This window comes from Streptomyces sp. L500, assembly GCF_054551825.1.
Map to the genome: position 1 here is coordinate 121,658 of NZ_JBTOLC010000006.1, position 23,046 is coordinate 144,703.

The following is a 23,046-nucleotide window of genomic DNA, read 5'->3' on the forward strand; positions in this document are numbered from 1 at the left end:
GAAGGCTAACTTCCCAGAAGGCCGCCTTGCAAGGTTGCCTTTCTATTATCGTTTTTCCCTACGGACGATCAGCAGCGCGGCGTCGTCCGCCAGCTCGCCCCCCGTATAGTCCCGCAGATCGGCCACGATCCGGTCCGCCAGCTGTCCCGGCGTCAGGTCCGGCAGCGCCGCCAGCCGCTCGCCCAGCGGGTAGAACGTGCCGGTCGCGTCGCGCGCCTCCGTCACCCCGTCCGTGTAGAGCACGAGCGTGTCGCCCGGCGCGAAGGGGGTGCGCAGGACGTGGTACGGGCCGGGGTCCAGCTGCCGCAGCGCCAGCGGCGGGTCGGGCGTGGGCGACTGGATCTCGGCCACCTCGCCCGCGCGCCACAGCAGCGGCGGCAGGTGCCCGCAGTCGACCAGCTCCGCCGCGCCGTCCCCCGCCGACACCCCCACGAGCACGGCCGTCACGAACTCCTCCCCGGCCCCGCGCCGGACGACCGTGGCGTCCAGCCGCCGGGCGACCCCGTCGAGCCCCGGCTCGACCTGGGCGGCCTCCCGGAAGGCGCCGAGGACGTCGGCGGCGGTCTCCACGGCGGCCAGCCCCTTGCCCCGTACGTCGCCGAGCAGCAGCCGCGTCCCGTACGGGGTGCCCAGCACCTCGTACAGATCGCCGCCCACCCGCGCCTCGGCCGCCGCCGAGGCGTAGCGCACCGCGACCCGCAGGCCGCCGATCCGCTCCGGCGCGGGACGCAGCAGGGCGCGCTGGGCGGCCTCGGCGATCGAGCGGGACCGGAGCAGCTGGCGCTCTCGGGTCGAGACGAGGACGACGTTGGCGGTGGAGACGCAGGTGATGGCCAGGACGGTGGCCCCGGCCGTGAGGTGGACGGGCAGGGTGACGCCGGGGTCGGCGAAGGCCAGCGGGGCGACGAGCAGCAGCGCGATCAGCCCGGTCGCCAGGGGGACGCGGGCGCTACGGGTGCCGAGGCCGGCGAGCGCGGGGGCGGTGGCCAGCACCGGGGAGAAGGTCAGCGAGGGGTTGGTGGCGAGGTCCAGCGCGACGGCGGCGGCGAGCAGCACATAGGCCGCCACGACGAGCGGGCGCACACCGCGGGGCAGGGCCGGGGCCGCCCCGGGCACCTCGGGGCCGGGGTCTCGCTTCATGGCTGTCTTCCACCCTAGGGGCCGGGCGGGGTGCCGCAACCGCTGGGACGGCCGTGACCGGCCCGGGGTCACCGCTCATGGCACAGCGCGCCTTATGACCCGAAAAAAGGCCATTGCTCCATAAAGGTGATCGTTGACCCGTTCGGCCGTGCGCCCCCGGGGAGGCGCTCGATGATGGGCCCGTGAGCGGCAAGGTGGTGACGCGCGACGTCCTGATCGTCGTGTACGACGGAGTGCAATTGCTGGACGTCGCGGGGCCCTTGGACGTCCTCGACCGGGCCGGTGGCGACGGGGACGGCGGCTACCGGGTGCGCCTGGCCTCGCTGGGCGGCCGGTCCGTGCTCACCTCCGCCGACGCGCAGTTGGGCGTCTCGGCGGACCTGACCCGGATCCGCAAGCCGCCGGACACCCTGATGGTGGCCGGCGGCCGGGGCTACGCCGCCGCCGCGTCGGACCGCGAACTGGTCCGCCACGTACGGCGGCTCGCCACCGGGGCGCGGCGGACGGGCTCGGTGTGCACGGGGGCGTTCGTCCTGGCCGAGGCCGGTCTGCTGGACGGGCGGCGGGCCACCACCCACTGGGCGTTCTGCTCCGAACTGGCCGCCGGGTATCCGGAGGTATCGGTCGAGCCGGACGCCATCTTCGTCCGGGACGGCGCGGTCGTGACCTCGGCGGGGGTGACGGCGGGCATCGACCTCACCCTGGCGCTGCTGGAGGACGACCTCGGCCCGGAGGCGGCCCGTGCCGTCGCCAAGTTCCTGGTCGTCTTCATACAGCGCCCCGGCGGCCAGTCCCAGTTCAGCACCTGGACGCGCGGCGACCCGCCGCGCGGGGGCGCCCTGCGCGAGCTGGTCGAGGACATCGACGCCCACCCGGCGGGCGACCGGTCGGTGCCCACGCTCGCCGCGCGCCTGGGCATGAGCCGGCGCCACTTCAGCAGGCTGTTCAGCCAGCAGGTGGGGACCAGCCCCGGCGCGTACGTGGAACGGGCCCGGGTCGCGGCGGCGCGGGCCCTGCTGGAGAGCACGCCGGACAGCGTCGACGCCATCGCCGGGCGGTGCGGCTTCGGCACGGTCGAGACGATGCGCCGCGCGTTCGTCCGCGAGACGGGGGTGTCCCCGGCCGCGTACCGCGACCGCTTCCGCAGGGTCTGACCCCTCGCGCGATGCCGCCGCCGGCCGTCGGTCCATGCCGGGGATCTCGCGGATGATCATCCGTGGTGCAATTCACGAGTGAACGCGATGGTCAATTCCGCTGGTCCCGCCGCTGATCCCACCCGTGGGACGGTCCTGGGCGGCCCCGGCGGCGATCTCCACCTGGAGCTGCCGGACGGCCCCGGAGGGCGGCGCGGCGCGCTGATCCGGGCCCTGCGCGACGCCGTCCGCACGGGCCGGCTGACGCCCGGCACCCGGCTCCCGCCCTACCGCTCCCTCGCCGCCGACCTGGGCCTGGCCCGCAACACCGTCGCCGACGCGTACGCCGAACTCGTCGCCGAGGGCTGGCTCACCGCCCGGCAGGGCTCCGGCACCCGGGTCGCCCACCGGGCGGAGCCGCCCCGCGCCGAGCGCCTCCACCGCCCCACGGCCCCCACCCCGCCCCGCGGCCCCGTCCACGATCTGGTGCAGGGCACCCCCGACGCGTCCTGCTTCCCCCGCACCGCCTGGGTCGCCGCCACCCGCCGCGCCCTGACGGCCGCGCCCAGCGAGGCCTTCGGGCCCGGCGACCCCCGGGGCCGCCCCGAGCTGCGCCACGCCCTGGCCGACTACCTCGCACGGGCGCGCGGCGTACGGACCGACCCCGAACGCGTGGTCGTCTGCGGCGGCTTCGCCAACGCCCTGCGACTGCTGGGCCGGGTGCTGGAGGGGACGGTCGCCGTGGAGTCGTACGGGCTCGGCTTCCATCGTGGCCTCCTCACCGAGGCCGGGCTGCGGACGGTCACCCTGCCCATCGACGAACACGGCGCGCGGGTCGACGTGTTGCCCGCCACCGGTGTGAGCGCGGCCCTGCTCACCCCCGCCCACCAGTTCCCGACCGGCGGCCCCCTCCACCCCGGGCGACGGGTCGCGCTCGTCGACTGGGCGCGGAGATCGGGCGGGCTGGTGCTGGAGGACGACTACGACGGCGAGTTCCGCTACGACCGCCGGCCCGTCGGAGCCGTCCAGAGCCTCGACCCGGAGCGGGTCGTCTACCTCGGCACGGCCAGCAAGAGCCTCTCCCCCGCGCTGCGGGTGGGGTGGATGGTGCTGCCGGGGCACCTCGTGGACGCGGTGCTGGAGGCGAAGGGCGAGCGGGAGTCCTGGACGAGCGCGCTGGAGCAGCTGACCCTCGCCGAGTTCATCGCCTCGGGCGCCTACGACCGCCACGTCCGCCGGATGCGCCGCCACTACCGGCGGCGCCGCGACCGGCTCGTCGCGGCCCTCGCGGAGACCGCCCCGCACGTCCGGGTCACCGGGATCGCGGCCGGGCTGCACGCGGTGCTGGAGCTCCCGCCGGGCACGGAGCGGGCCGTCGTCCGGGCCGCCGCCCGGCGGGGGCTGGCCGTGGAGGGGCTCGGGACCTACCGGTACGGGGAGGCGGCCGGGGTGCCGGGCGACGGCCTGGTCGTGGGGTACGGCACTCCGCCCGAGCACGCCTTCGCGGGCGCGCTGGAGGCGCTGTGCGGGGCGCTGCCGGCGGCGGGCGCCGTCACGTGAGCCGGTGCGGGTCCCACCCGCCCGTCAGGGGAGGGTCAGGACGCGCGGGCCGTCGTCCGTGATGGCGACGGTGTGCTCGAAGTGGGCGGCGCGGCTGCCGTCGGCCGTGCGCAGGGTCCAGCCGTCGGCCGCGGTGGCGTAGTCGTCGCGGCCGCCCGCGATGAGCATCGGCTCGATGGCCAGCACCAGCCCGTGCCGCAGCGGGAAGCCGCGCCCGGCCCGGCCCCGGTTGGGGACGTGCGGGTCCTCGTGCATCCGGCGGCCGATGCCGTGCCCGCCGAAGTCGGCGGGCATCCCCAGCCGGGCGGCCCGGGCGACGGCGCCGATGGCGTGGGAGATGTCGCCGACGCGGTGGCCGACGGTGGCGGCGGCGATGCCCGCGTCGAGGGCGCGCCGGGTGGTCTCCATCAGCTCCGCGTCGGCCGGCCGGGGCGTGCCGACGGTGAAGCTGACCGCCGCGTCGCCGGCCCAGCCGTCCAGCATCGCGCCGCAGTCGACGCTGACGAGGTCGCCGTCGCGCAGCCGGTAGTCGTCGGGGACGCCGTGGGCGATGGCGTCGTTGACCGACGCGCAGATCACCCCGGGGAACGGCACGGGCGCGAACGAGGGCCGGTAGCCGAGGAAGGGCGATGTGGCCCCGGCCTTCTCCAGGACGTCACGGGCCACCCCGTCCAGCTCCCGCAGGCTCACCCCCACGGCCGCGGCCTCCTCGACGGCGGCGAGCGCGTGCGCCACGACGCGGCCCGCCTCCCGCATGGCCGTAAGCGCCGCGTCCGTCTTCATCTCCACCATGTCCACTGACTCCCCGCCGGTGATCAACCAATTCTTATACCGGTATTAGTATCACGCCCACTAGGATCGTGGGCATGGTGAGGACTCCTCTGACCCCTTGGGAGCGGCAGCGCGGCGAGCGGCTGGGCGAGCTGCTGCGCGAGGCCCGCGGTGAGCGCAGCATGGTGGAGGTGGCGGCCCGCGCCGGGCTGTCCTCCGAGACCCTGCGGAAGATCGAGACCGGCCGGGCGCCGACACCGGCGTTCTTCACGATCTCGGCGCTGGCGAACGCGCTGGGGCTGTCCATGGACACCCTGGCCGGCGCCTGTGTCGCGGACCTGGACCCGGCGGAACGACTGACGGCCTAGACCGCGCCCGCCGGGCCGTGCGACGACCGGTCCGGCGGGCCTCAGCCCGCCAGCCGCTCCCGCAGCAGCCGCTTGTCCGGCTTGCCCGCCGCCGTCAGCGGGATGTCGGGCATCAGATGCAGGGACTCGGGGGCGTAGAGGCGCCCCTTGCGGGAGATGACGAACTCCCGGACCTCCTCCAGCGAGGGCCGCCGCCCCGCCACGGGCACCACGGCGGCGTGGACGTGCTCCACCGACTCCGCGTCCCGGCTGCCGAAGACCGCGCACCGGGCGACGTCGGGGTGGCTCAGCAGCAGCTCCTCCAGCTCCGTCGGGTACACATGGCCCCCGACGACCACGATCATGTCCTTGATCCGGTCCACGATGTAGAGGTGGCCGTCCTCGTCGAGATAGCCGACGTCGCCGGTGTGCACCCAGCCGTCCCGCAGCACCTCCGCCGTCAGGTCCGGCCGCTTCCAGTAGCCGGCCATCACCTGGGGCGTGCGCACCTGCACCTCGCCCCGCTCCCCGGGCGGCAGGGTCGTCCCGTCGGGGTCCCGGATGGCGATCTCCACCCCCGGCACGGCCCGGCCGACCGTCAGATGCCCGCCGCTGCCGGTCGTCGTCTGCTCGTCGGGGCCCGCTTCGGTGATGTGCTGCGCCTCGGCCTGCCCGTACAGACCGTAGAGGACGGGCCCCAGGGCCTCGGCCGCCTGTCGCATCCTGGCCGCCGAGGCGGGGGTGCCGCCGTAGCTGATCCGGCTCAGGCTGGAGAGATCGGTGCCGGGCAGGTCCGGGTGGTCCAGCAGCCGGTAGAGCAGCGGCGGCAACAGCCAGGTGTGGGTGACGCGCTCGCGCTCGATCGTGGCCAGCACGTCCCCGGGCTCGAAGCCGTGCCGCAGGACGGCCGAACCCCCCTGACGGAGAGTCATGTCGATGAAGACGCCCGCGAGATGGGCGAGCGCGGTGCACGCCAGGAAGCGGGGCGGGTCGCCGGCGCCGGTGAACCGGTGGTCCAGGCTCCGCCGGTACGGGCCGTGGGTGGTCCGGATGCCCTTGGGGACCCCGGTGGTGCCGCCCGTGTGCCGCACGCACCAGTCGTCGTCCGGGCCCACCAGGCCGCCCATCGGCCGGGCGGGCCGATCGGCGGCCGCGGCCAGGACGTCCTCGGCGAAGCCGGCCGGCCCCAGGGCGAGCATCGGGGGAACGCCGGCGATCTTCCCCAGCTCCTCGGCGGTGTCGTGCCGCCGGTCGTCCACCAGCAGGAGGGCGCACTCCACGCTCGCCATGATCTCGGCCATGGTCGGCGGGCTCATGCCCTCGTAGAGGCCGACGACGCGCGCGCCGGCGAGATTGGCGGCGTAGCGGGCGACGAGGGCCTCGGCGGTGTTGCCGGTGAGCAGGGTGACCGTCGTGCCACGGGCCACCCCGCGCTCCGCCAGCTCCGCGGCGAGCCGGAGCACCTGGTCCCGGAGCTCGCCCGCGCTGATCACCCGCCCCTCGGCGGTGGTGACGGCCGGCCGTGCGGGCCCTTCGGACAGGGCGTCGAGGACGGCCTCCACATAGCTGTCGAAACCGCCGTCCGGGGTGTCGTCTCGCTGGCTCATCGCTGGTCTCCCTCGTCGGAACCGGTGGACGGACCCGACGCTAGTGCTGGCCCCTCATACCTTCCACGACCTGTTCCGCCATGAACTCATGTCCCCGGAGGCATGATCCGTTTCCATGGCCAGCCGGCGGAAGTCCTGGGCGGCGGGGGACAGATAGGCGTCCTCGCGCCATACGAGGCTCAGCGTCCGGTGGCAGTCCGTGGCGTCCAGCCGCAGCCAGACCACCGGGCTGCGCCCGCCGAGGGTGTCCCGCGCGACGGCCGGCATGAGGCCGAGGCCCAGTCCGGCGCCGATCAGCTCGGGCGTGGCGGCGGCCTCGTCGCCCTCGCAGACCACCCTCGGCGTGAGCCCCTCGCGGGCGAAGAGCCGCTCCAGCAGGGCGCGCTGCCAGTGGCCGGGGCGCGTGCTGACGAACTCCTCGTCCGCCAGCTCCGTCACCGCCACGCGCTCCCGGCCGGCCAGTGGATGCCCGGGCGGCACGGCCAGCATCACCTCCTCCCGCACCAGCTCCACCGCGCACAGCCCGGGGCCGGCCAGCGGCTGGGAGGCGACCGCGAAGTCCACCTCGCCGGAGCGCAGATGGCGCCGCATCGCCTCCGGTGGCGCCTGGAACAGGCGCACCCCCACTCCGGGGCGGTGGGCGCGGAGGGCGGCCAGCACCCCGCCCAGCTGGACCAGGGTCTCGGCGGCGACGGCGACCCGGCCCGGGCCGTCACCGGCGGCGTCCGCCATCTCGCGCCGGGCGTCGTCGAGCTCGGCCAGTATCCGCTCGACGCGGCGCAGAAAGGCCGCGCCGTGCTCGTTGAGCCGTATGCGGCGACCGTGGCGGCCGAAGAGCGGGACACCCAGTTCCGACTCCAGCCGGATGATGGTCCGGCTCAGTGACGGCTGGGCGACCCGGAGTTCCTCGGCGGCGCGGCTGATGTGCTGGTGGCGGGCCACGGCCCGGAAATATCGCAGCGAGAGAAGATCCATGGCGGCAGTCTCGCGGAATCGGCCGTTCGGCCGACCCGCGTCCGGCGGCGGCCCTCCTAGCCTGGGCCGCATGTACCGGAACCAAGCACTCGCCGGCCGCACCGCCGCCGCGCTGCGGCTTCTGGACCGGCACCCGGAGGACGGTGTCACGGCGCTGCTGCGGAGCCTGGAGGCGGAAGGACTGGTCCGGCGGGAGCCGGACGGCGCCTTCCGGCCGGCCGGCCCGCTCGGCGGGCCCGCCGCCGACTGCAACGACCTGCGTGCCGCCGCCATGAACTGGGCGGACAAGCTGGCCGCGCACAGCGGCATGAGCGTCCGCCTGGCGGTGGCGCACCCGGACGGGGCGCGGATCGTCCACCACGTCTTCCGCCCCGACAACAGTCCGCAGCGCCTGGAGACGGGCGAGACGCGCCCCGCGACGGGCGCCCTGGCCCGCGCCCTGGCCGCCCCGCACGACGGGCGCCTCGTCTACGCCACCGACACGGACGGTCACGGGACGGCCTCCCTGGCCACCACGATCCACTGCCCCGGCCCGGAACCCACGTCCTGCGCCCTCGGCCTCACCGGCCCGCGCCCCGCCCTGGACCCGACCCTCCCGGCCTCCGGCCACTGCCGCGACCTCCTGCGGGAGGCCGCCGACCGCATCGCGACCACCCTGGCGGCCGGCCGCCGCTGAGCGCGGCGGGGGAAATCCGGGAGAGACCCGTCAGCGGCGTCGGAGGGCGTTGAGCCGGGCGGCCTGGCGCGTCAGGTGGTCGCGCTCGGCGAGGTCGGGTGCCTTGTGGGCGGCCTCGGCGTACAGCCGGGCCGCCGTCGCCGGGTCGCCGTCGCGCTCGTGGAGGTACGCCGCGACCGCGGTGTAGCGCGGCAGGGAGGGGTCCAGCGCGGCGAGCGCCGCGAGGCCGGCGCGCGGTCCGTCGGCCTCCCCGACGGCGACCGCGCGGTTGAGCCGGACGACCGGGCTGTCGGTCAGGCGCGCGAGCTCGTCGTACCACTCGACGATCTGCGGCCAGTCGGTCCCGGCGGCGGTGGGCGCGTCGGCGTGGAGTGCCGCGATGGCGGCCTGGGCCTGGTACTCGCCCAGCCGGTCGCGGGCGAGGGCCGCCCGCAGGATTCCGATGCCCTCGGCGATCGCCGCGGTGTCCCACCGGCCGCGGTCCTGCTCGGCGAGCGGCACCAGGCTGCCGTCGGACGCGGTCCGGGCGGCGCGCCGGGCGTGGTGGAGCAGCATGAGGGCGAGCAGCCCCGCCGCCTCGGGGTGGTCGACGGCGGCCGCGAGCCGCCGGGTGAGCCGGATGGCCTCGGCGGCGAGGTCGACGTCGCCGGAGTAGCCCTCGTTGAAGACCAGGTAGAGGACGCGCAGCACGGTGGCGACGTCGCCGGGCCGGTCGAACCGCACGCCGGAGACGGTGCGCTTGGCCCGGCTGATCCGCTGCGCCATGGTCGCCTCGGGCACCAGGTAGGCGCGGGCGATCTGGCGGGTGGTCAGCCCGCCGACGGCGCGCAGAGTGAGCGCGACCGCCGATGCCGGGGTCAGCGACGGGTGCGCGCACAGGAAGTAGAGCTGGAGGGTGTCGTCCACCGCGGGCGCCGGCCCGGGCGTCGGCTCCTCCTCGACGCGGTCCTCCCGCCGGCGGCGGGCGATGTCGGCGCGCGTCGCGTCGAGGAACTTGCGCCAGGCCACGGTGACCAGCCAGCCCTTGGGGTCCCGCGGCGGGTCGGCGGGCCAGACGCGGAGCGCCTCGACCAGCGCGTCCTGCACGGCGTCCTCGGCCGCCGCGAAGTCGGCTCCGCGGCGGACGAGGACGGTGAGCACGCTCGGCGTGAGGCTGCGGAGCAGGGCCTCGTCCATCGCCGAGGTCACTCGGTGATGGTGGGAGGGCAGGCCAGGAACGGGCGCACCTCCAGCCACTCGTGGATCGGCTTGCCGCCCGCCCCGGGGGCGGCCGACAGCTCTCCGGCCAGCTGGACGGCGCGTTCGTAGCTGTCGACGTCGATCACCATCCACCCGGCGATGAGGTCCTTGGTCTCGGCGAACGGCCCGTCGGTGACCGGCGGGCGCCCCTCGCCGTCGTAGCGGACCCACGCGCCCTCGGGTGCGAGCGCTTGACCGTCGACGAACTCGCCGGTCTTCTCCAGCCGGGCCGCGAAGTCGTTCATGTACCGCATGTGGTCCGAGATCTCCTCGGGCGTCCACTGGTCCATCGGCACGTTGTTCACCGGAGCCGGGGCGCCGCGGTAGTGCTTGAGCAGCAGGTACTTCGCCATGGTCGTTCTCCTCGGTGCGGGTGCGACCCATTGTGGTCGCGTTCACCCCGGGGACGGAGCCGGACGCGGGTTCTCGACATCGCCGTCCGGAATTTTTTCGCGGTGCCCTCGCCGTAGCGGCGTACGCCCGGCCGCGGGGCGGTCCGTGCGGCGGAGGCCCCGGCCGTTGCACGGAGGCGCTGCGGCCGGGGCCCTGCCTGCGGTGGCGGTCAGGCCGGATGTCGGCGCCAGGTGTCCAGGATGGCCTGGACGGCGCTGGAGACCTGGCTCTGCCGGCCGTCACCGGCCCACAGGTGCGCGTCATGCTCGGTGAGCTTGACGGTCTGCCCGGTGACTGCGGCGGTGAAGTTGAACTGCCGGGTCCGGCGGCCGGAGCCGGAGCGATAGTCGAAGTGCCCCAGGTAGTCATCGACCGCTGTCACGATCAGGCCGGTCTCCTCGGTGACCTCGCGCCGCAGGGCGTCGGTCAGGCTCTCGCCGGGCTCGACACCGCCCGAGGGCAGTTCCCACAGCCCGCCCAGGTAGTCCTCGGCAGGCCGGTGCAGCAGCAGCACCCTGTCGTCCGGGTCGGTGATGACAGCGCCGACGACGGTCTTCTCGATGCTGTCCTGTGCGGCGGTACGGGCGAGGTCGTCCAGCAGGTCAGGATTGACGGTGGAGAAGGTCACATGAGGTCCTTCGCGTTGGTGGCGACCTTGGTGATGGCGGTGGTGTAGGCGTCGGCGAGGCGAACGTCGCCCGCGTGATGCCACACTGGCAGCTTCAGCGTCGTGGCATGCACGTGCTCCGCCGCCGGGAAGCCGTCGGCGGGCAGGCCGTGGCCGTCAGCGTAGCCAGGCAGCAGGGTGCCCGGGGTACGGAAGAGCGGATGGGCGTGCAACGGGCAGGTGGAGCCGGGGCGGTCGGCCTCGGTGGCGCCTTCGGCGTGGAGGGCGTCGAGGAACCTCTCGATGGGCAGGCCGTCGAGTTCGGCCGACTCGTAGCGCAGTGGCAGCGCGTACCACGACGGCCGCGTCGCCGCCGGCAGGTCGGGAACGCTGATGCCGGGAACGCCGTCCAGCGCAGCGCACATCCGGTGCGCGACCGCCTGACGCCCGGCGAGGTGGTCCTCCAAACGAGTGAGCTGGGCGCGGGCGAGCGCGGCGGCCAAGGGGTGGATACGCAGCTTCAGGCCCATGCCGGTGACGGCGAAGCGCGCGAGCGGGTGGGCGGCGGGGATCTCGCGGCGGCAGCGCTTGTTGTACTGGCCGTGCAGCAGTACCCGGTAGTACAGCTCGGTGTCGTCGGTGGCGACGAAGCCGCCCTCGCCGGCGGACAACGGCTTGGGCCCGTTGAGGCTGAACGCCGAAGCGGTACCGAAGGTGCCCACCATCTGGCGATTCCAGATGGCGCCGTGGGCGTGTGAGCCGTCTTCCAGCAGCATGAGCTCGTGCTCATCGGCGAACGAGGTCAACGCGTCCATGTCCTCCGGCAGCCCCCACAGGTGCACAGCCACCACCGCCTTCGTCCGGTCGGTGACACGGCGTGCTGCCTCCTCCAGATCGAGTCGGCCGCGCTCGTCCACGTCGGCGAGAACGGGATGGGCGCCGAGGTGGAACAAGGGGGTGGCGGTGGCGTGGAAGGTGAGCGCCGGGATGATGACCTCGTCGCCGGGGCCGATGCCGGCGGCCGCGTACATCGAGTGCAGCGCCGCTGTCCCTGTGCAGGTGGTTACCACGTGCCGGACGCCGAGGTAGGAGGCGAGGGCGTCCTCCAGGTCGGCGACGACGCCGGAGCGGTCCGGGATCGAGACGGCCGTCTCCAACTGGCGGTCCACCGCCCGGCGGTCGGCCTCGGTGATCGGTGGCCAGGCGAAGTGCCGGCCCGAGGCGGTGATGGCCGGGGCGCCGCCCAGCAGGGCCAGAGTGGAGTCGTTCATGGCAGATACTCCTTGGGGTCGGCGGGCTGATTGGTGGCCGTGGAGGCGTAGGCGGCGGCCAGGAACGCGGCGTGCGGCAGGTGCTCGGCCGGGCCCGACGGGTTGGTGGCGGTGCCGTCGAGGACTCGGCAGAATCGGTCGATCACGGTGGCGGGCGGGCAGGGCCAGGCGGGCTCCTGCAACAGCGACTCCACGACCTGACCACCGGGAGCGAGGAGGCGGGCGGTGCCGCGCTCGATGGCGAGGGTGCCGTGGGGGCCGGTGATGGCCAGGTGTTCGGTCTTCGGACCGGTCGAGCGGGAGACCAACAGCGACCCGTACAGCCCACGGTCGTACGCGAGGTGCACCAGGGCGGTGTCCTCCGCGTCGTACTCGCTCTCCGGCGCCGCGGCGGCCGAGATGCCGGCGAGGACGCGGTCGGGCAGACCGAGGTACCACAGGAGCAGGTCGACGAGGTGGTAGCCCATGTCCGCCAGAGCCCCGCCCCCGGCGAGCTCGGCGCGACCACGCCAGCCGGCGGCCGGGTCCGGGCAGTGGAATGTGTAGCGGCCCTCGACCAGGTACGGGTCGCCGATCCGCTCCAGCAGGGCGAGCGCGGCCGCGTAGACGGGGTGGAAGCGGCGCTGGACGGTGACCATCAGCTCGATCTCTGCCTTCTCGCACAGCACGGCCAGGTCGGCGGCCTCGTGCGGGTCGGTGGCGAACGGCTTCTCCTTCAGCACGTGCACCCCCGCCTCGGCGCACGCCTTGACGACCTCCCGGCCGGAGTGGTGCGGGACCGCGATGATGACGAAGTCCGGCCGCACCGACTTCAGCAGTTGCCCGATGTCGGTGAAGCCCGGCACGTCGTGCCTGTCGGCCACGAGGGCGATCCGATCGGGGTCGACGTCGCAGACGCCGACGAGCTCGGCGAGGCGGCACTCGGCCAGGCCGGGAAGATGGTCTCCGGTGGCCTGGCCACCGAGCCCCACCACAACCGCCCTCTTGCGTACGGTCATCGCTCATATCCCCCTTCGGGTTGCGCGGCGGTGGCCCGCCGTCCGGGCCGCCTGCCCTTCGAGGACACCGCGACCGGCAACGCGGCGTCAGGGGCGTAGCCGTGAGCCGCAAAGCCGTTTGCATCCGGTGCAAAGCCCCTGTCCCTGGGCGGCCGGTACCGCTACGGTTGCCGCGGCGCACTCCCGGCGAACGGGGGACGGGTATGGACGCGGTCCCAGCACAGCCGGCACCGGCGACGGACGGCAATTCCGGGAAGCTGGTCCGGCTGACGCGTAAAAAACGTGGGCTGACCTTGGCTCAGCTCGGCGAGCTGACCGGGTACTCCGCCGCCCAGGTATCCCGCTACGAACGGGGCATTTCACCGCTGACGGACATCACCGTGCTGCGGCGTTTCGCCGGAGCGCTCGGTATCCCGGCGCAGGCCCTGGGGCTGACCGACCCACCCGAGATCCGGCACGGGCGCGCGGTCGTGCGGACTACCGCCTACCCGCGCCTGCCAGCCCCTAGGCTGGCGGGGACGGCTCGTCGAGGAGACGGGGAGGATCCGGTGCGGCGCAGGCAGTTGCTCGCCAATCTCGCGGTCACCGCTGCCGCGGCCGTCGGCGCCCCGATCCTGCCCACCGGCAGGACACCCGCCGCCGGAGCCGTTACTGGTGAGGCCCTGGTCGCGCGCGTCCGCGACGCCATGCTGGGTCTCCGCACAGACACCGCCGTGCCATCGGCCACGGTCCTGCGCACCGACCTGGCCCGTGCCTTCACAGACTTCCGCGCCTGCGCCTACGGCAGTCTTGCCATCCGCCTGCCCCGGCTCCTGAGCGCCGCGCACGCCCGGGCGACAGAGGACGACGGACTGCTGGCCCACAGCTACCTGCTGGCCACACGCATGCTGATCAAGCTGGACGAACAGCAGCTCGGCTGGATGGCCGCGGACCGTGCCCGCCAGGCCGCCGAAGCCGCCGACGATGCTCTGCTGGTCGCCGAGGCCGCGCGGCAGCTCGCCGTACTCGCCCGCAAGGCCGACTGGCACGAGCAGGCCCTTTCCCTCGCGCTCACCGCCGCCGACGATCCCCGTCTGCGTGGCGGCGCTCCGGTCCTCGCGGCGCAGCGGGGCCTGCTGATCCAGTCCGCCGCTTACACCGCCGCCCGTGCCGGTGACGCCGCGGGCATGCGGGAGTTGACCGGCGAAGCCGCCGCCATCGCCGAGGAGCTGGGCAAGGCGACGTTGCTGCGGAACCACGGCGGCGGATTCGGCCCCACCACCGTTCAGCTGCATTTGGTGTCCGCGGAGAACTCCGCCGGCGACCCGGCGGCCGCGCTCGCCGCGGCCAAGGCGGTGGCGCCCGGGAGCCTGCCCAGCACCGAGCGCCGCGCCCGCTACTACACCGACGTCGCCACCGCCTTCGCCCGCTGGAACCGCCGGGACGACTGCATCCGCGCACTCCTGGCCGCCGAGCACCACGCCCCCGAGGAGACCCACGCTCGCCCGGCGGTGAAGTCGTTGGTCTCCGGGCTACTGCTCTCCGGGCGGACGACCACGGAACTACGCGGGCTCGCCGCCCGCGTCGGCGTCCTCGCCTGATGGCCACCGCCTCGCAGGGAGAACGCCGCCGACGATTGCTATCGGGGCGTTTCGGCCGCCAGGGCGTCGAGGTGGCGGCGACCCGCTGGAGCAGATTCATCAGCATCTCGTGCTCGTTGGCCTCGTCGGCCGAGAGGCACTGCATCATCCGCATTCTCAGGGCTCCGGCCCCCTCGGAGATCCGCTCGTAGGCACGTTGCCCCTCCTCGGTCAGCGGCACGCTGCGGTGGCCCGACCCTCTCGCGGGGCGGGGCGACCAGGCCGGTCGTCCCCGCTTTGTCGGCGACTCCCCCAGTGCCTCGTTCGGCGGTGCGGGTCTGACAGCGCCGGTCCGCGAGAGACGACGGTACCGGCCCTACCGGACCAGCCGCGAGGCCAGCCTCGCCCCCGGACTGCTCTCCTCGAGCGCCGTCACCAGCGCGTCCCCGGCGGCCGTCAGGGACGGGTCGTCGAGGGGGCCGAGGGCGTCGAGGATGAAGACCGCTCGGGTGGTGGTGAGGGTCAGCCGGGTGCGGGCGCACTGGCGCCAGTTCCAGCGGCGGCAGGTGACCCCGGCGTCGTCGCGCCAGACCACCTCGCCGGGCGGGCAGTGCTCGGTCACGCTCTCGCCGCCGCCCGTCGTCCCGAACGGCTCCTCGCCCGTGGCGCGGACCAGCCGGGCCGGGCCCCGGTAGTGGTCGAGGTCCTCGCCGCCCAGCGGCAGGACGTGGGCGACCGAGATCGCGTTGTAGATGTCGGTGAGCCGGTCCACCCGGGGCAGCCCCGCGGGCACGCGGCGCAGCAGCGCTTCCGCGCTGGGGCGGGTGCGCTGCGGCTTGGCGCCGAAGGCGCGGAACGCCTCGCGCCAGGCGGCCAGGTGCGGGTGGCCCTCCGGGGCGGTGTGCGCCAGCCACTCGCGGGCGGTCTCCTCCGCCCCGGCGAGCAGCTTCTCGCTGGTGTCGTCGCTCGGTCCGGGCACGAGGCCCTCGGCGACGACGACCAGGGCCCGGTAGTCGGGCCGCAGCTCCCGTACGGCGGGGTCGACGGCCACGGCCTCGAGCCAGGTCCCGATGTCGGCGGTGTCGGCGGTGCCGGTGCCGGTTGTCATGGCTGCTCCTCGGGTCGGTACGGTTCCTCGGACCCTTCAGAGCAACATCATGAACTAAAGGGTGCTTTTTACTGTACCCCGTCCGTGTTCACCGATCGGCGGCCCCGTCATGACCTCCGTAAGACTTTCGTCATCGGAAATCCGGATCCCCGGCCCGCCTCCCCGGCGTTCTCCCCGGTGAGACGAGGAACGGCTTCGGGAGGCGGAACATGGGACGCGTGCGGCGACTGCTGGGCAAGAAGGTGGTCATCGGCATTCTGGGCGTCGGGATCCTGCTGGTGGGCGCGGGGACGTACTGGTTCCAGCCGTGGAAGCTGTGGGTGAGCGAGACGGTGCGCGAGGCCGCGCCGACCGCCGGGGACGGGCGCGGGGAGGCGCCGCGCACGCTGGCGACGGGCCGGCTGATCAGCCACGAGCACATCACGAGCGGCACCGTGCGGATCCTGCGGCTGCCCGACGGCTCGCGCACCCTGCGCCTGGAGAACCTCGACACCAGCAACGGCCCCGACCTGCGCGTCCTGATCACGGACGCCCCGGTGAAGGAGGGCCGGGCCGACTGGTTCGTCTTCGACAAGGGCGCCCACACCAGCCTCGGCAAGCTCAAGGGCAACAAGGGCGACCAGAACTACGCCCTGCCCGCCGGCCTCGACCTCAACCGCTATACGAGCGTGAGCATCTGGTGCGACCGCTTCGACGTCTCCTTCGGAGCCGCCGCCCTGACCCGTGTGTGATCACGCATCCGCACGCCCCCGCCCGGGCAGGGTGAGAGGACCGACGGGAAGGGGAAGCGCCCATGGGACCGAGCGGGCAGGCCGGGCGGGACCCGGCGCGCGATGTGGTGATCGTGGGAGCCGGGGTCGCGGGGACCAGCGTTTTCCTGTGCCTGGTGCGCGCGCTCGGCCGGAAGAACGCCGGGCGGATGCGGTCCATCCGGATCGTCGACCCCAACCCCGTCGGCTGGGGCCTCGCCTTCGGCGACACCGACCCGCTGCTGCTGTGCAACAGCGCCGCCGAGGTCAACTCCCTCCTCGCCGACGAGCCCGCCGACTTCGTCGCCTACTTGCGGCGGCACGGCTGGACGGGCGAGCCGCGAGACTGCGTGCCCCGGATGCGGATGGCCGAGTACTGCCGGGACCGCTTCGAGGACGCCCGCGAGGCCGCCGAGGCCCTGGGCGTCGAGGTCGCCCACGTACCGGCGGCGGTCGACTCGATCGCGGCCGGTGCGATCCGGCTGAGCACGGGTCAGGAGCTGTACGCCGACGCCGTCGTCGTCTGCACGGGCGTCCACCGCCCCCGCGTCCCGGACGGCTTCGCCGCCTTCACCGGGCACCCCCGCTACTCGCCCGCCCCCTACCCCGCCGCCCGGCTGCGCGACCCCGAGCTGGGGCCGCCGCCCGGAGCGGAGGTCCTGGTCCTGGGCAGCCGCCAGTCGGCCGTCGACGCCTCCCTGCTGCTGTGCCGGGAGGGCCACCGGGTGACGATGGCCTCGCCCTCGGGCGTACTGCCCGCCGTACGGGTCTCGCTGGGCGCGCCCGTAGCGGACTTCCCGTCGCTGGAGGGCCTCGCACGGCTCGACCCGGACGATCCCCTGCTGGAGGAGAAGGTGCGGCGCGCGGTCGTGGAGGCCGTGCGGTCGCTCGATCCGACCCCGCTGCGCCTGCAGTCCTCGTCGGCCGGCGACCCCGTGGCGCGGCTGCGCGAGGAAACGGCGCTGGTGGAGGCGGGCGCGTGCGCCTGGCCGGGGGCCGTCATGGCCGCGCTGGAGGCGGTCATCGAGCTGGGCGCCCGGCTGCCGGCCGAGCGGCGGGCGGCGCTGCTGGAGCGCCACTGCTGGTTCATCGCCCGGTATGCCACGGCGATGACGGTCGTCAACGCGCGCCGGCTGCTCACGCACATCGACTCCGGCGCGCTGCGCCTGGCCGGCGGCTACCCGGACGCGGTGGCCTTCGAGGCGGGCGCCTGGCGGGTGGAGTGGCCCGGTGCGGGCGGGCCGGAGCGCTTCGGCCACGTGGTGAACGCCACGGGCTTCGACCAGCCCCGGCTGTACTGGTCGGAGGACGGCGCCGCCCTCCACCCGGCGGAGCCGCCGCGCCACTTTGGCACCGTGGACTTCCTGGCGGACGACCTGCGCGTCCGGCGGAGCCCCGGGGCCCGGCCCGAGCGGGTGTGGGTGGTGGGCGTCGGAACGCACGTACGGTTTCCGTTCTCGAACCACCTGCGCCAGGTGGTCCGGCAGGCCCGCCGGGTCGCCGGGGAGGTGTCGGGGACGGCGGACGGCACCGCGGTGTGAGGCGGGGCCGCCGCCGGGCGCGCCTTCCCCTCGGGCGCCGGTCCGGCGGCGGACAATACGCTCGCCCGTCCGCGACCGGCCGCCGAGGAGTCGCATGCGCCACAGCCCGCCCCGCTGGACCACCGAGGACATCCCGAGCCTGGAGGGCCGGCTGGCCGTCGTGACCGGCGCCACCGGTGGCATCGGCTACGTCACCGCGCGCGAGCTGGCCCGTGCGGGCGCCGAGGTCGTGGTGACGGGGCGGGACGCGGGCCGGGCGCGGCGGGCGACGGAGGACATGGCGGGCGAGGTGCCGGGCGCCCGGGTGCGTCCGGACCTGCTGGACCTCGCCGACCTGGCCTCCGTCACGGGCTTCGCCCACCGGGTGGAGCACGGCGGGCGCCCGGTCGACCTGCTGGTCGACAACGCGGGGGTGATGGGCGTCCGGCACCGGGCCACCACCAAGGACGGTTTCGAGCTGACCGTCGGCACCAATCACCTGGGCCACTTCGCGCTCACCGGCCGGCTGCTGCCCCAGCTGCTGGCCGCGCCCGCCCCGCGCGTGGTGACGGTCAGCGCGGCGATCTCCCGCAGCGCGATCGCGGAACTCTCCGACCTGCAGAGCACCCGCAAGTACCGGCCTCTGAACGCCTACGCCAAGTCCAAGCTGGCCAACGTGCTGTTCGCCCTGGAGCTCCAGCGCCGGGCCGACGCGGCGGGCGTCGCGCTGACGAGCGTGGCCGTCCACCCGGGCTTCAGCGCGACGGGCCTCCAGCGGCACGCCACCCGGCCCGTCCGCGCGCTGGCCCGGCTGCTGCCGGGGCACTTCGTGGGCCAGTCGGTGGAGTCGGCCGCGCTGCCGACGCTCTACGCGGCGACGGCGGCGGACGTCGCCCCCGCCGGCTTCTACGGCCCGACCGGCCGCTTCGAGACCCGTGGCACCCCCGGCCCGGTGGACCTCCCCGCCCCCGCCGCGAGCGCCGCGCTCGCCGCCCGCCTGTGGGAGACGTCCGAGTCCCTCACCCACGTCCGCTACCGCTGGCCGGAGGGTGCTTCCTGACGGGTGTCTCACCGCCTGAGCACCTTGCGGGCCAGGAAGTTGCCCAGCAACTGGGCGAGCTGCACGAGGAGCACGAGGACGGCCACGGTGACCACCATCACCGAGGTGTCGAAGCGCAGATAGCCGTAGGTCATGGCCAGGTTGCCCACTCCCCCGCCGCCGACGGTCCCGGCCACGGCCGAGAAGTCGATGAGGGCGACGAGCATGAAGGTGAAGCCCAGCACCAGGGGTCCGAGGGCCTCGGGGACGAGGACGGTGAGCAGGACGCGCAGGGGGCCCGCGCCCATGGAGCGGGCGGCTTCGATCACTCCGGGTTCGACGGACAGCAGATTGCTCTCGACGATCCGGGCGACGCCGAAGGTGGCCACGACCGTCATGGGGAAGATGGCGGCCTCGGTTCCGATCATGGTGCCGACGACGCCGCGGGTCACCGGGGAGAGCGCGACGATGGCGATGATGAAGGGGACCGGGCGGATGACGTTGACGAGGGCGCTCAGCACGGCGAAGACCGCGCGATTGCGGAGGAGGCCGCCCTTGCGGGTGGCGTAGAGGGCGAGGCCCACGGCCGTGCCGAGCACGGCGGACAGGGCCAGGGTGACGAGCACCATGTAGACCGTCTCGCCGGTGGCGTCGACGACCTTGACCCAGAAGGTGTTCCAGTCGGCCTTCATCGGGCCACCACCTCTTCCCCGGCGGTCAGGCGGGCCAGGACGGCGGCCACGTCCCGTTCGGCGCCGCGCAGTGCGAAGGTGACGCCGCCCAGCGTCCGGGCCTGGACCTCGGTGACGCCGGCGTGGGCGATCGTGAAGTCGACGTCGTGTTCGCGGAAGAGCCGCGAGAGGTCCTCGCCGCCGCCCACCGGGACGGTCACCAGCCGTCCCGGGTGGCGGGCGCGGAGCCGGGCCAGGGTGGCGGCGTCGGGCACGTCGTGGAGCGCGGAGCGGACGAACGTCTCGGTGACGGGGTGCGCGGGGCGGGAGAAGACGTCGTGGACGCCCCCGCTCTCCACGACCTTGCCGGCGGCCATCACGGCCACGTGGTCGCAGAGCGAGCGGACCACCTCCATCTCATGGGTGATCAGCACGATCGTCACGCCCAGTTCGCCGTTGACGCGCCGGAGGAGGTCCAGGACCTCGCCCGTGGTCCGCGGGTCGAGGGCGGAGGTCGCCTCGTCGCACAGCAGCACGCCCGGCTCGGTGGCCAGGGCGCGGGCGATGCCGACGCGCTGGCGCTGGCCGCCCGAGAGCTGTTCGGGGTAGCGGCGGGCGTGAGCGTCCAGGCCGACGAAGCGCAGGGCCTCCCCGGCCCGTTCGCGGGCCTCGGCGCGGCCGAGCCCGGAGAGCCGGAGCGGGTAGGCGACGTTGCCGAGGACGGTGCGCGAGCGGAACAGGTTGAACTGCTGGAAGACCATCCCGATGGAGCGCCGGACCTCGCGCCGCCGCCGTTCGCCCAGGGCGCCGAGGTCCTGGCCGTCGACGAGCACGGTGCCGGAGGTGGGGGTCTCCAGGTAGTTGACGAGGCGCAGCAGGGTGCTCTTGCCGGCGCCGCTGTGGCCGACGACGCCGAAGACGCTGCCGCGCTCGACGGTCAGGGAGACGCCGTCGACGGCGGGCGCCGCGGCGCCGGAGCCCTTCTCGGCGGCCGGGAACACCTTGGTGACATCACGGAGTTCGATCACGGTTCAGCCCCGGTCCTGGCGCGTGAGGCGGTCGAGCTCGTGGCGGAGCTCGCCCTGGGGGATGTCGAGGACGTACCGGGCGCCGTGGCCCGACTTCCTGACGGCCTCCTGCACCGTGCGTGAGCGGTAGAGCTCGACGACCTTCCGGATGTTCTTGTTGTCCTTGTCCTTCGCGCGGGCGGCGATGACGTTGACGTAGGGGCGGGTGACGGCGCTCTCGGGGTCGTCGTGGAAGACGGCCTGCTCGATCCGGTAGCCGGCCAGTTCGGCGACTCCGGCGTTGATGACGGACGCGGCGGTGTCCTTCAGGGCGCGAGGGGTCTGCTGGGCGTCGACGGGTGTGATCTTCAGGTGCCTGGGGTTGTCGGTGATGTCGTCGGGCGTGCCGTGGATGCCGGCCTTGTCCTTGAGGCCGATGAGCTTGGCCTGGCGGAGGACGAGCAGGGCGCGGCCCTGGTTGGAGGGGTCGTTGGGGATCGCGACGCGCGCGCCGTCGGGGATGTCCGCCACCTTCTTGTGCCGGAGCGAGTACAGGCCCATGGGTGCCACGGAGGTGGAGGTGACGGGCACGATGTCGGTGCCGTTGCGCCTGTTGAACTCGGAGAGGAACGCCAGGTGCTGGAAGGCGTTCAGTTCGATGTCGCCGTCGGCCAGGGCCCTGTTGGGCAGCTGGTAGTCGTCGAAGTTGACGATCTTGACGTCGATGCCCTCCTTCTTGGCCTCCTCGGCGAGGACGTCCCACTCCGGGTCGGCGCCGTTGACCCCGATGCGCACCCGGTCGCCGCCGGCCGCGTCCGACATGCCGCAGGCCGACAGCAGGAGCGCGAGGGCGGCGGCGACGGAGGCCGCGGTGGCGCGGCGGCGGGAGAGGGGGATTCTCATCGGAGCTCATTCCACGAAAGAACGTACGGGGCTTGCTGTTCCGATGATCGTAGGGGTGAAATCCCGCTTCGCCTGGAAATGAAAGGAGACATTCACGTTTTCGCAATAGAAGCAAGGAAGGCCCGGTCGTGGCGGGAGCCGTGGCGGGAACACCTCCCTTGCCGGGGGCGGCACGCGGCGCTGCAATCGGCTCATGGTGACGACCCGACACAGACCCCGCCCTCTCAACCACCCGAAGATGGCCACCGGGTTCGACCAGGTCCTCCACGCCCTGCGCGGCCGGAAGCCCCGGCGCGCCGCCGGGCTGCCGGGCGAGCCCCGCTGGCGCGCCGAGTTCGTGGCGAAGGACGCCGAGGGGCCGCGCCTGGGGCTCCAGGACTTCGGCTACGCCTCCCACGAGCTCAGCCGCGGCTACGGCGCGGTGGACGACACGGCGCTCGTCGGTCCGGTGCGCCTCCTCACGCCGGACGGCCTGGCCTGTCTGACCGAGGTGTGCGACCGGCTGGAGAGCTCGGCCGGCACCGCCCGCTTCATCACCACCCGCCGGGTGCGCAACGCCGATCTGATGTCGGCGTTCATCAACAACATGATCCGCGACAAGGGCTTCCTGCTGGCCTGCTCCCGCCTCGCGGGGGTGCCCCTGATCCCGCATCCGCTGCGGATCCCCACCGTGCAGATCAACTACTTCGAGGCCGACGGCCGCGCCGACATCGTCAAATGGCACCACGACGGCATGGACCACGTCCTCACCCTCCAGCTCAACGGCTACGAGGACTACGACGGCGGGCGCTTCCACTACTTCCTGGGCCGCGTGGACGAGTTCACCGGCGCCCGGCAGGGCGATCCCCGGATCCGGGAGGCGCCCTGCGGAGAGCGCGGGGCGGCGCTGTTCCTGCACGGCAGCCGGATCTACCACGCCGTCACCCCGGTGACACGGGGCCGCCGGGTGACGGTCGTCGTCTCCTTCCTCTGCCCGTACTTCGCCCGCCGGGACTCCAACACCTTCTGGCACCTGGCGGCCGACGACGGCATCCCGGCGACGATCCCGGGCTGGCTCCGGCTGAAGTGGCCGGTGCGGGACCCCGCGATGGACTACAGCCTGCGCGCGGGGAGCCCGGTCGTCACCTGGGAGGACCTGCGGGGGTAGGCGCGTGCCGGGCGACGTACGCGGCGAACGGCTCGATGCCCACCGCCGCGCGCAGCTCGTCCACGCGCTCGGGCTCCTCGCAGGGCCAGGGGACGGGCGAGCCGTTCTCGACCCCGGCGATCTGGGTGCCGTAGATCTGCTTCCGGCCGTCGTTGACCAGCACCCGGTCGCGGAGGAAGGCCAGTTCGCGAGGGCCGGCCGCACCGGCCGCGACGGCCTCCTCCATCAGCCGCAGCGCCCTGCGCTGGACGCCGAGCTGCCGGTCGGCGTGCTGGGCGATCAGCCAGGCGGCGCGGGCGGCGTCCGGGCCGACCAGGCCGGCGGTCGGCCAGCCGAGCTCGTCCATGATCTCGGCGAGCCGGTCGCCGTGGCGGGCGGTCAGGCGCCGCCAGGCGAGCTGTTCGGCCGGGTCGGCGCTGAGCCCGAGGGGGGCCGTCCGGTGGTCCTCCTCGGCCATCTGCACGAGCTCTGCCGCCAGTGCGGTCGTATCGGGTCGCGTCACGTTCTCTCCCGCGGATCGGGTCGGGGCTGGTCCCCGTAACGCTAGGGGCACACGCGAGCTTCAAGATCGTTCCGAGGGATGGTGACAGGACCCGCCGTTCGCGGCGATAATGGATGTACTCCCC

23 protein-coding genes are annotated in these 23,046 nt (G+C 74.1%); 9 read left to right on the top strand and 14 right to left on the bottom strand.

What is annotated here, in order from left to right; genetic code table 11:
* Positions 1 to 45: 45 nt before the first annotated feature.
* Positions 46 to 1,140, bottom strand: a complete 1,095-nt coding sequence (locus ACX9I7_RS09210) for a PP2C family protein-serine/threonine phosphatase (protein ID WP_387572501.1) — start codon at positions 1,138 to 1,140, stop codon at positions 46 to 48.
* Positions 1,141 to 1,334: 194 nt separating this feature from the next.
* On the opposite strand from ACX9I7_RS09210, the gene ACX9I7_RS09215 reads away from it, so the two are divergent.
* Positions 1,335 to 2,294, top strand: coding sequence for a GlxA family transcriptional regulator (locus ACX9I7_RS09215; RefSeq protein WP_452672837.1), 960 nt, complete (start codon positions 1,335 to 1,337; stop codon positions 2,292 to 2,294).
* A gap of 87 nt (positions 2,295 to 2,381) precedes the next feature.
* Positions 2,382 to 3,833 carry a MocR-like pyridoxine biosynthesis transcription factor PdxR gene (pdxR, locus tag ACX9I7_RS09220; RefSeq protein WP_459387074.1) on the top strand — a complete coding sequence of 484 codons (1,452 nt, stop codon included), beginning with the start codon at positions 2,382 to 2,384 and terminating at the stop codon, positions 3,831 to 3,833.
* Between the two features lie 24 nt (positions 3,834 to 3,857).
* On the opposite strand, the gene map is transcribed toward pdxR, so the two are convergent.
* Entirely contained in the window at positions 3,858 to 4,625 is a 768-nt protein-coding gene (map, locus tag ACX9I7_RS09225; RefSeq protein ID WP_459387025.1) for a type I methionyl aminopeptidase, read from the bottom strand.
* Positions 4,626 to 4,699: 74 nt separating this feature from the next.
* Between map and ACX9I7_RS09230 the strand changes: the two genes are divergently transcribed.
* Positions 4,700 to 4,972 (top strand): helix-turn-helix domain-containing protein, encoded by a 273-nt coding sequence (locus tag ACX9I7_RS09230; RefSeq protein WP_358622875.1) that lies wholly within the window; start codon positions 4,700 to 4,702, stop codon positions 4,970 to 4,972.
* Positions 4,973 to 5,013: 41 nt separating this feature from the next.
* On the opposite strand, the gene ACX9I7_RS09235 is transcribed toward ACX9I7_RS09230, so the two are convergent.
* Positions 5,014 to 6,558 carry an AMP-binding protein gene (locus ACX9I7_RS09235; protein ID WP_459387026.1) on the bottom strand — a complete coding sequence of 515 codons (1,545 nt, stop codon included), beginning with the start codon at positions 6,556 to 6,558 and terminating at the stop codon, positions 5,014 to 5,016.
* A gap of 54 nt (positions 6,559 to 6,612) precedes the next feature.
* Entirely contained in the window at positions 6,613 to 7,533 is a 921-nt protein-coding gene (locus tag ACX9I7_RS09240; protein WP_459387027.1) for a LysR family transcriptional regulator, read from the bottom strand.
* A gap of 70 nt (positions 7,534 to 7,603) precedes the next feature.
* On the opposite strand from ACX9I7_RS09240, the gene ACX9I7_RS09245 reads away from it, so the two are divergent.
* On the top strand, positions 7,604 to 8,209 hold the full coding sequence (locus tag ACX9I7_RS09245) for an IclR family transcriptional regulator (RefSeq protein ID WP_358622882.1): 606 nt from the start codon (positions 7,604 to 7,606) through the stop codon (positions 8,207 to 8,209).
* Between the two features lie 30 nt (positions 8,210 to 8,239).
* On the opposite strand, the gene ACX9I7_RS09250 is transcribed toward ACX9I7_RS09245, so the two are convergent.
* The 5 genes from ACX9I7_RS09250 to ACX9I7_RS09270 all read right to left on the bottom strand — a co-directional run bounded on the left by ACX9I7_RS09250 (position 8,240) and on the right by ACX9I7_RS09270 (position 12,717).
* Complete coding sequence (locus ACX9I7_RS09250; protein ID WP_459387075.1) at positions 8,240 to 9,385, bottom strand: RNA polymerase sigma factor; 1,146 nt, start codon at positions 9,383 to 9,385, stop codon at positions 8,240 to 8,242.
* Between the two features lie 8 nt (positions 9,386 to 9,393).
* Positions 9,394 to 9,801: a YciI family protein gene (locus tag ACX9I7_RS09255; protein WP_387572510.1), complete on the bottom strand. Its 408-nt coding sequence runs from the start codon at positions 9,799 to 9,801 to the stop codon at positions 9,394 to 9,396.
* A 209-nt stretch (positions 9,802 to 10,010) separates the two neighbouring features.
* Positions 10,011 to 10,469 carry an NUDIX hydrolase gene (locus ACX9I7_RS09260; protein ID WP_459387028.1) on the bottom strand — a complete coding sequence of 153 codons (459 nt, stop codon included), beginning with the start codon at positions 10,467 to 10,469 and terminating at the stop codon, positions 10,011 to 10,013.
* Positions 10,466 to 11,719 (bottom strand): DegT/DnrJ/EryC1/StrS family aminotransferase, encoded by a 1,254-nt coding sequence (locus tag ACX9I7_RS09265; RefSeq protein WP_459387029.1) that lies wholly within the window; start codon positions 11,717 to 11,719, stop codon positions 10,466 to 10,468. The genes ACX9I7_RS09260 and ACX9I7_RS09265 overlap by 4 nt, the downstream gene beginning before the upstream one ends.
* Entirely contained in the window at positions 11,716 to 12,717 is a 1,002-nt protein-coding gene (locus ACX9I7_RS09270) for a Gfo/Idh/MocA family protein (RefSeq protein WP_459387030.1), read from the bottom strand. Before ACX9I7_RS09270 ends, ACX9I7_RS09265 begins: the two co-directional genes overlap by 4 nt.
* A gap of 203 nt (positions 12,718 to 12,920) precedes the next feature.
* Here ACX9I7_RS09270 and ACX9I7_RS09275 point away from each other — a divergent pair, with 203 nt between their 5' ends.
* On the top strand, positions 12,921 to 14,297 hold the full coding sequence (locus tag ACX9I7_RS09275; RefSeq protein WP_459387031.1) for a helix-turn-helix domain-containing protein: 1,377 nt from the start codon (positions 12,921 to 12,923) through the stop codon (positions 14,295 to 14,297).
* Between the two features lie 355 nt (positions 14,298 to 14,652).
* Here the strand turns inward: ACX9I7_RS09275 and ACX9I7_RS09280 are convergent, their stop codons facing one another.
* Positions 14,653 to 15,384, bottom strand: a complete 732-nt coding sequence (locus tag ACX9I7_RS09280) for a B3/B4 domain-containing protein (RefSeq protein WP_459387032.1) — start codon at positions 15,382 to 15,384, stop codon at positions 14,653 to 14,655.
* Between the two features lie 209 nt (positions 15,385 to 15,593).
* On the opposite strand from ACX9I7_RS09280, the gene ACX9I7_RS09285 reads away from it, so the two are divergent.
* From ACX9I7_RS09285 to ACX9I7_RS09295, 3 genes are all read left to right on the top strand, one after another.
* Entirely contained in the window at positions 15,594 to 16,115 is a 522-nt protein-coding gene (locus tag ACX9I7_RS09285) for a DM13 domain-containing protein (protein ID WP_459387033.1), read from the top strand.
* 62 nt (positions 16,116 to 16,177) lie between these two features.
* A complete protein-coding gene (locus ACX9I7_RS09290) occupies positions 16,178 to 17,674 on the top strand; it encodes an FAD/NAD(P)-binding protein (protein WP_459387034.1) in 1,497 nt (498 codons plus the stop codon).
* Between the two features lie 94 nt (positions 17,675 to 17,768).
* Complete coding sequence (locus ACX9I7_RS09295; protein WP_459387035.1) at positions 17,769 to 18,713, top strand: oxidoreductase; 945 nt, start codon at positions 17,769 to 17,771, stop codon at positions 18,711 to 18,713.
* 8 nt (positions 18,714 to 18,721) lie between these two features.
* On the opposite strand, the gene ACX9I7_RS09300 is transcribed toward ACX9I7_RS09295, so the two are convergent.
* The 3 genes from ACX9I7_RS09300 to ACX9I7_RS09310 are packed head-to-tail and all read right to left on the bottom strand — an operon-like array spanning position 18,722 to position 21,273.
* Entirely contained in the window at positions 18,722 to 19,384 is a 663-nt protein-coding gene (locus ACX9I7_RS09300; RefSeq protein ID WP_387572543.1) for a methionine ABC transporter permease, read from the bottom strand.
* Entirely contained in the window at positions 19,381 to 20,391 is a 1,011-nt protein-coding gene (locus ACX9I7_RS09305; protein ID WP_387572546.1) for a methionine ABC transporter ATP-binding protein, read from the bottom strand. Before ACX9I7_RS09305 ends, ACX9I7_RS09300 begins: the two co-directional genes overlap by 4 nt.
* A 3-nt stretch (positions 20,392 to 20,394) precedes the next feature.
* Complete coding sequence (locus ACX9I7_RS09310) at positions 20,395 to 21,273, bottom strand: MetQ/NlpA family ABC transporter substrate-binding protein (protein ID WP_459387036.1); 879 nt, start codon at positions 21,271 to 21,273, stop codon at positions 20,395 to 20,397.
* Positions 21,274 to 21,466: 193 nt separating this feature from the next.
* Between ACX9I7_RS09310 and ACX9I7_RS09315 the strand changes: the two genes are divergently transcribed.
* Positions 21,467 to 22,420 (top strand): hypothetical protein, encoded by a 954-nt coding sequence (locus ACX9I7_RS09315; RefSeq protein ID WP_358634565.1) that lies wholly within the window; start codon positions 21,467 to 21,469, stop codon positions 22,418 to 22,420.
* On the opposite strand, the gene ACX9I7_RS09320 is transcribed toward ACX9I7_RS09315, so the two are convergent.
* Positions 22,395 to 22,877 carry a DUF6624 domain-containing protein gene (locus ACX9I7_RS09320; protein WP_387573042.1) on the bottom strand — a complete coding sequence of 161 codons (483 nt, stop codon included), beginning with the start codon at positions 22,875 to 22,877 and terminating at the stop codon, positions 22,395 to 22,397. The genes ACX9I7_RS09315 and ACX9I7_RS09320 overlap by 26 nt on opposite strands.
* Positions 22,878 to 23,046 lie beyond the last annotated feature (169 nt).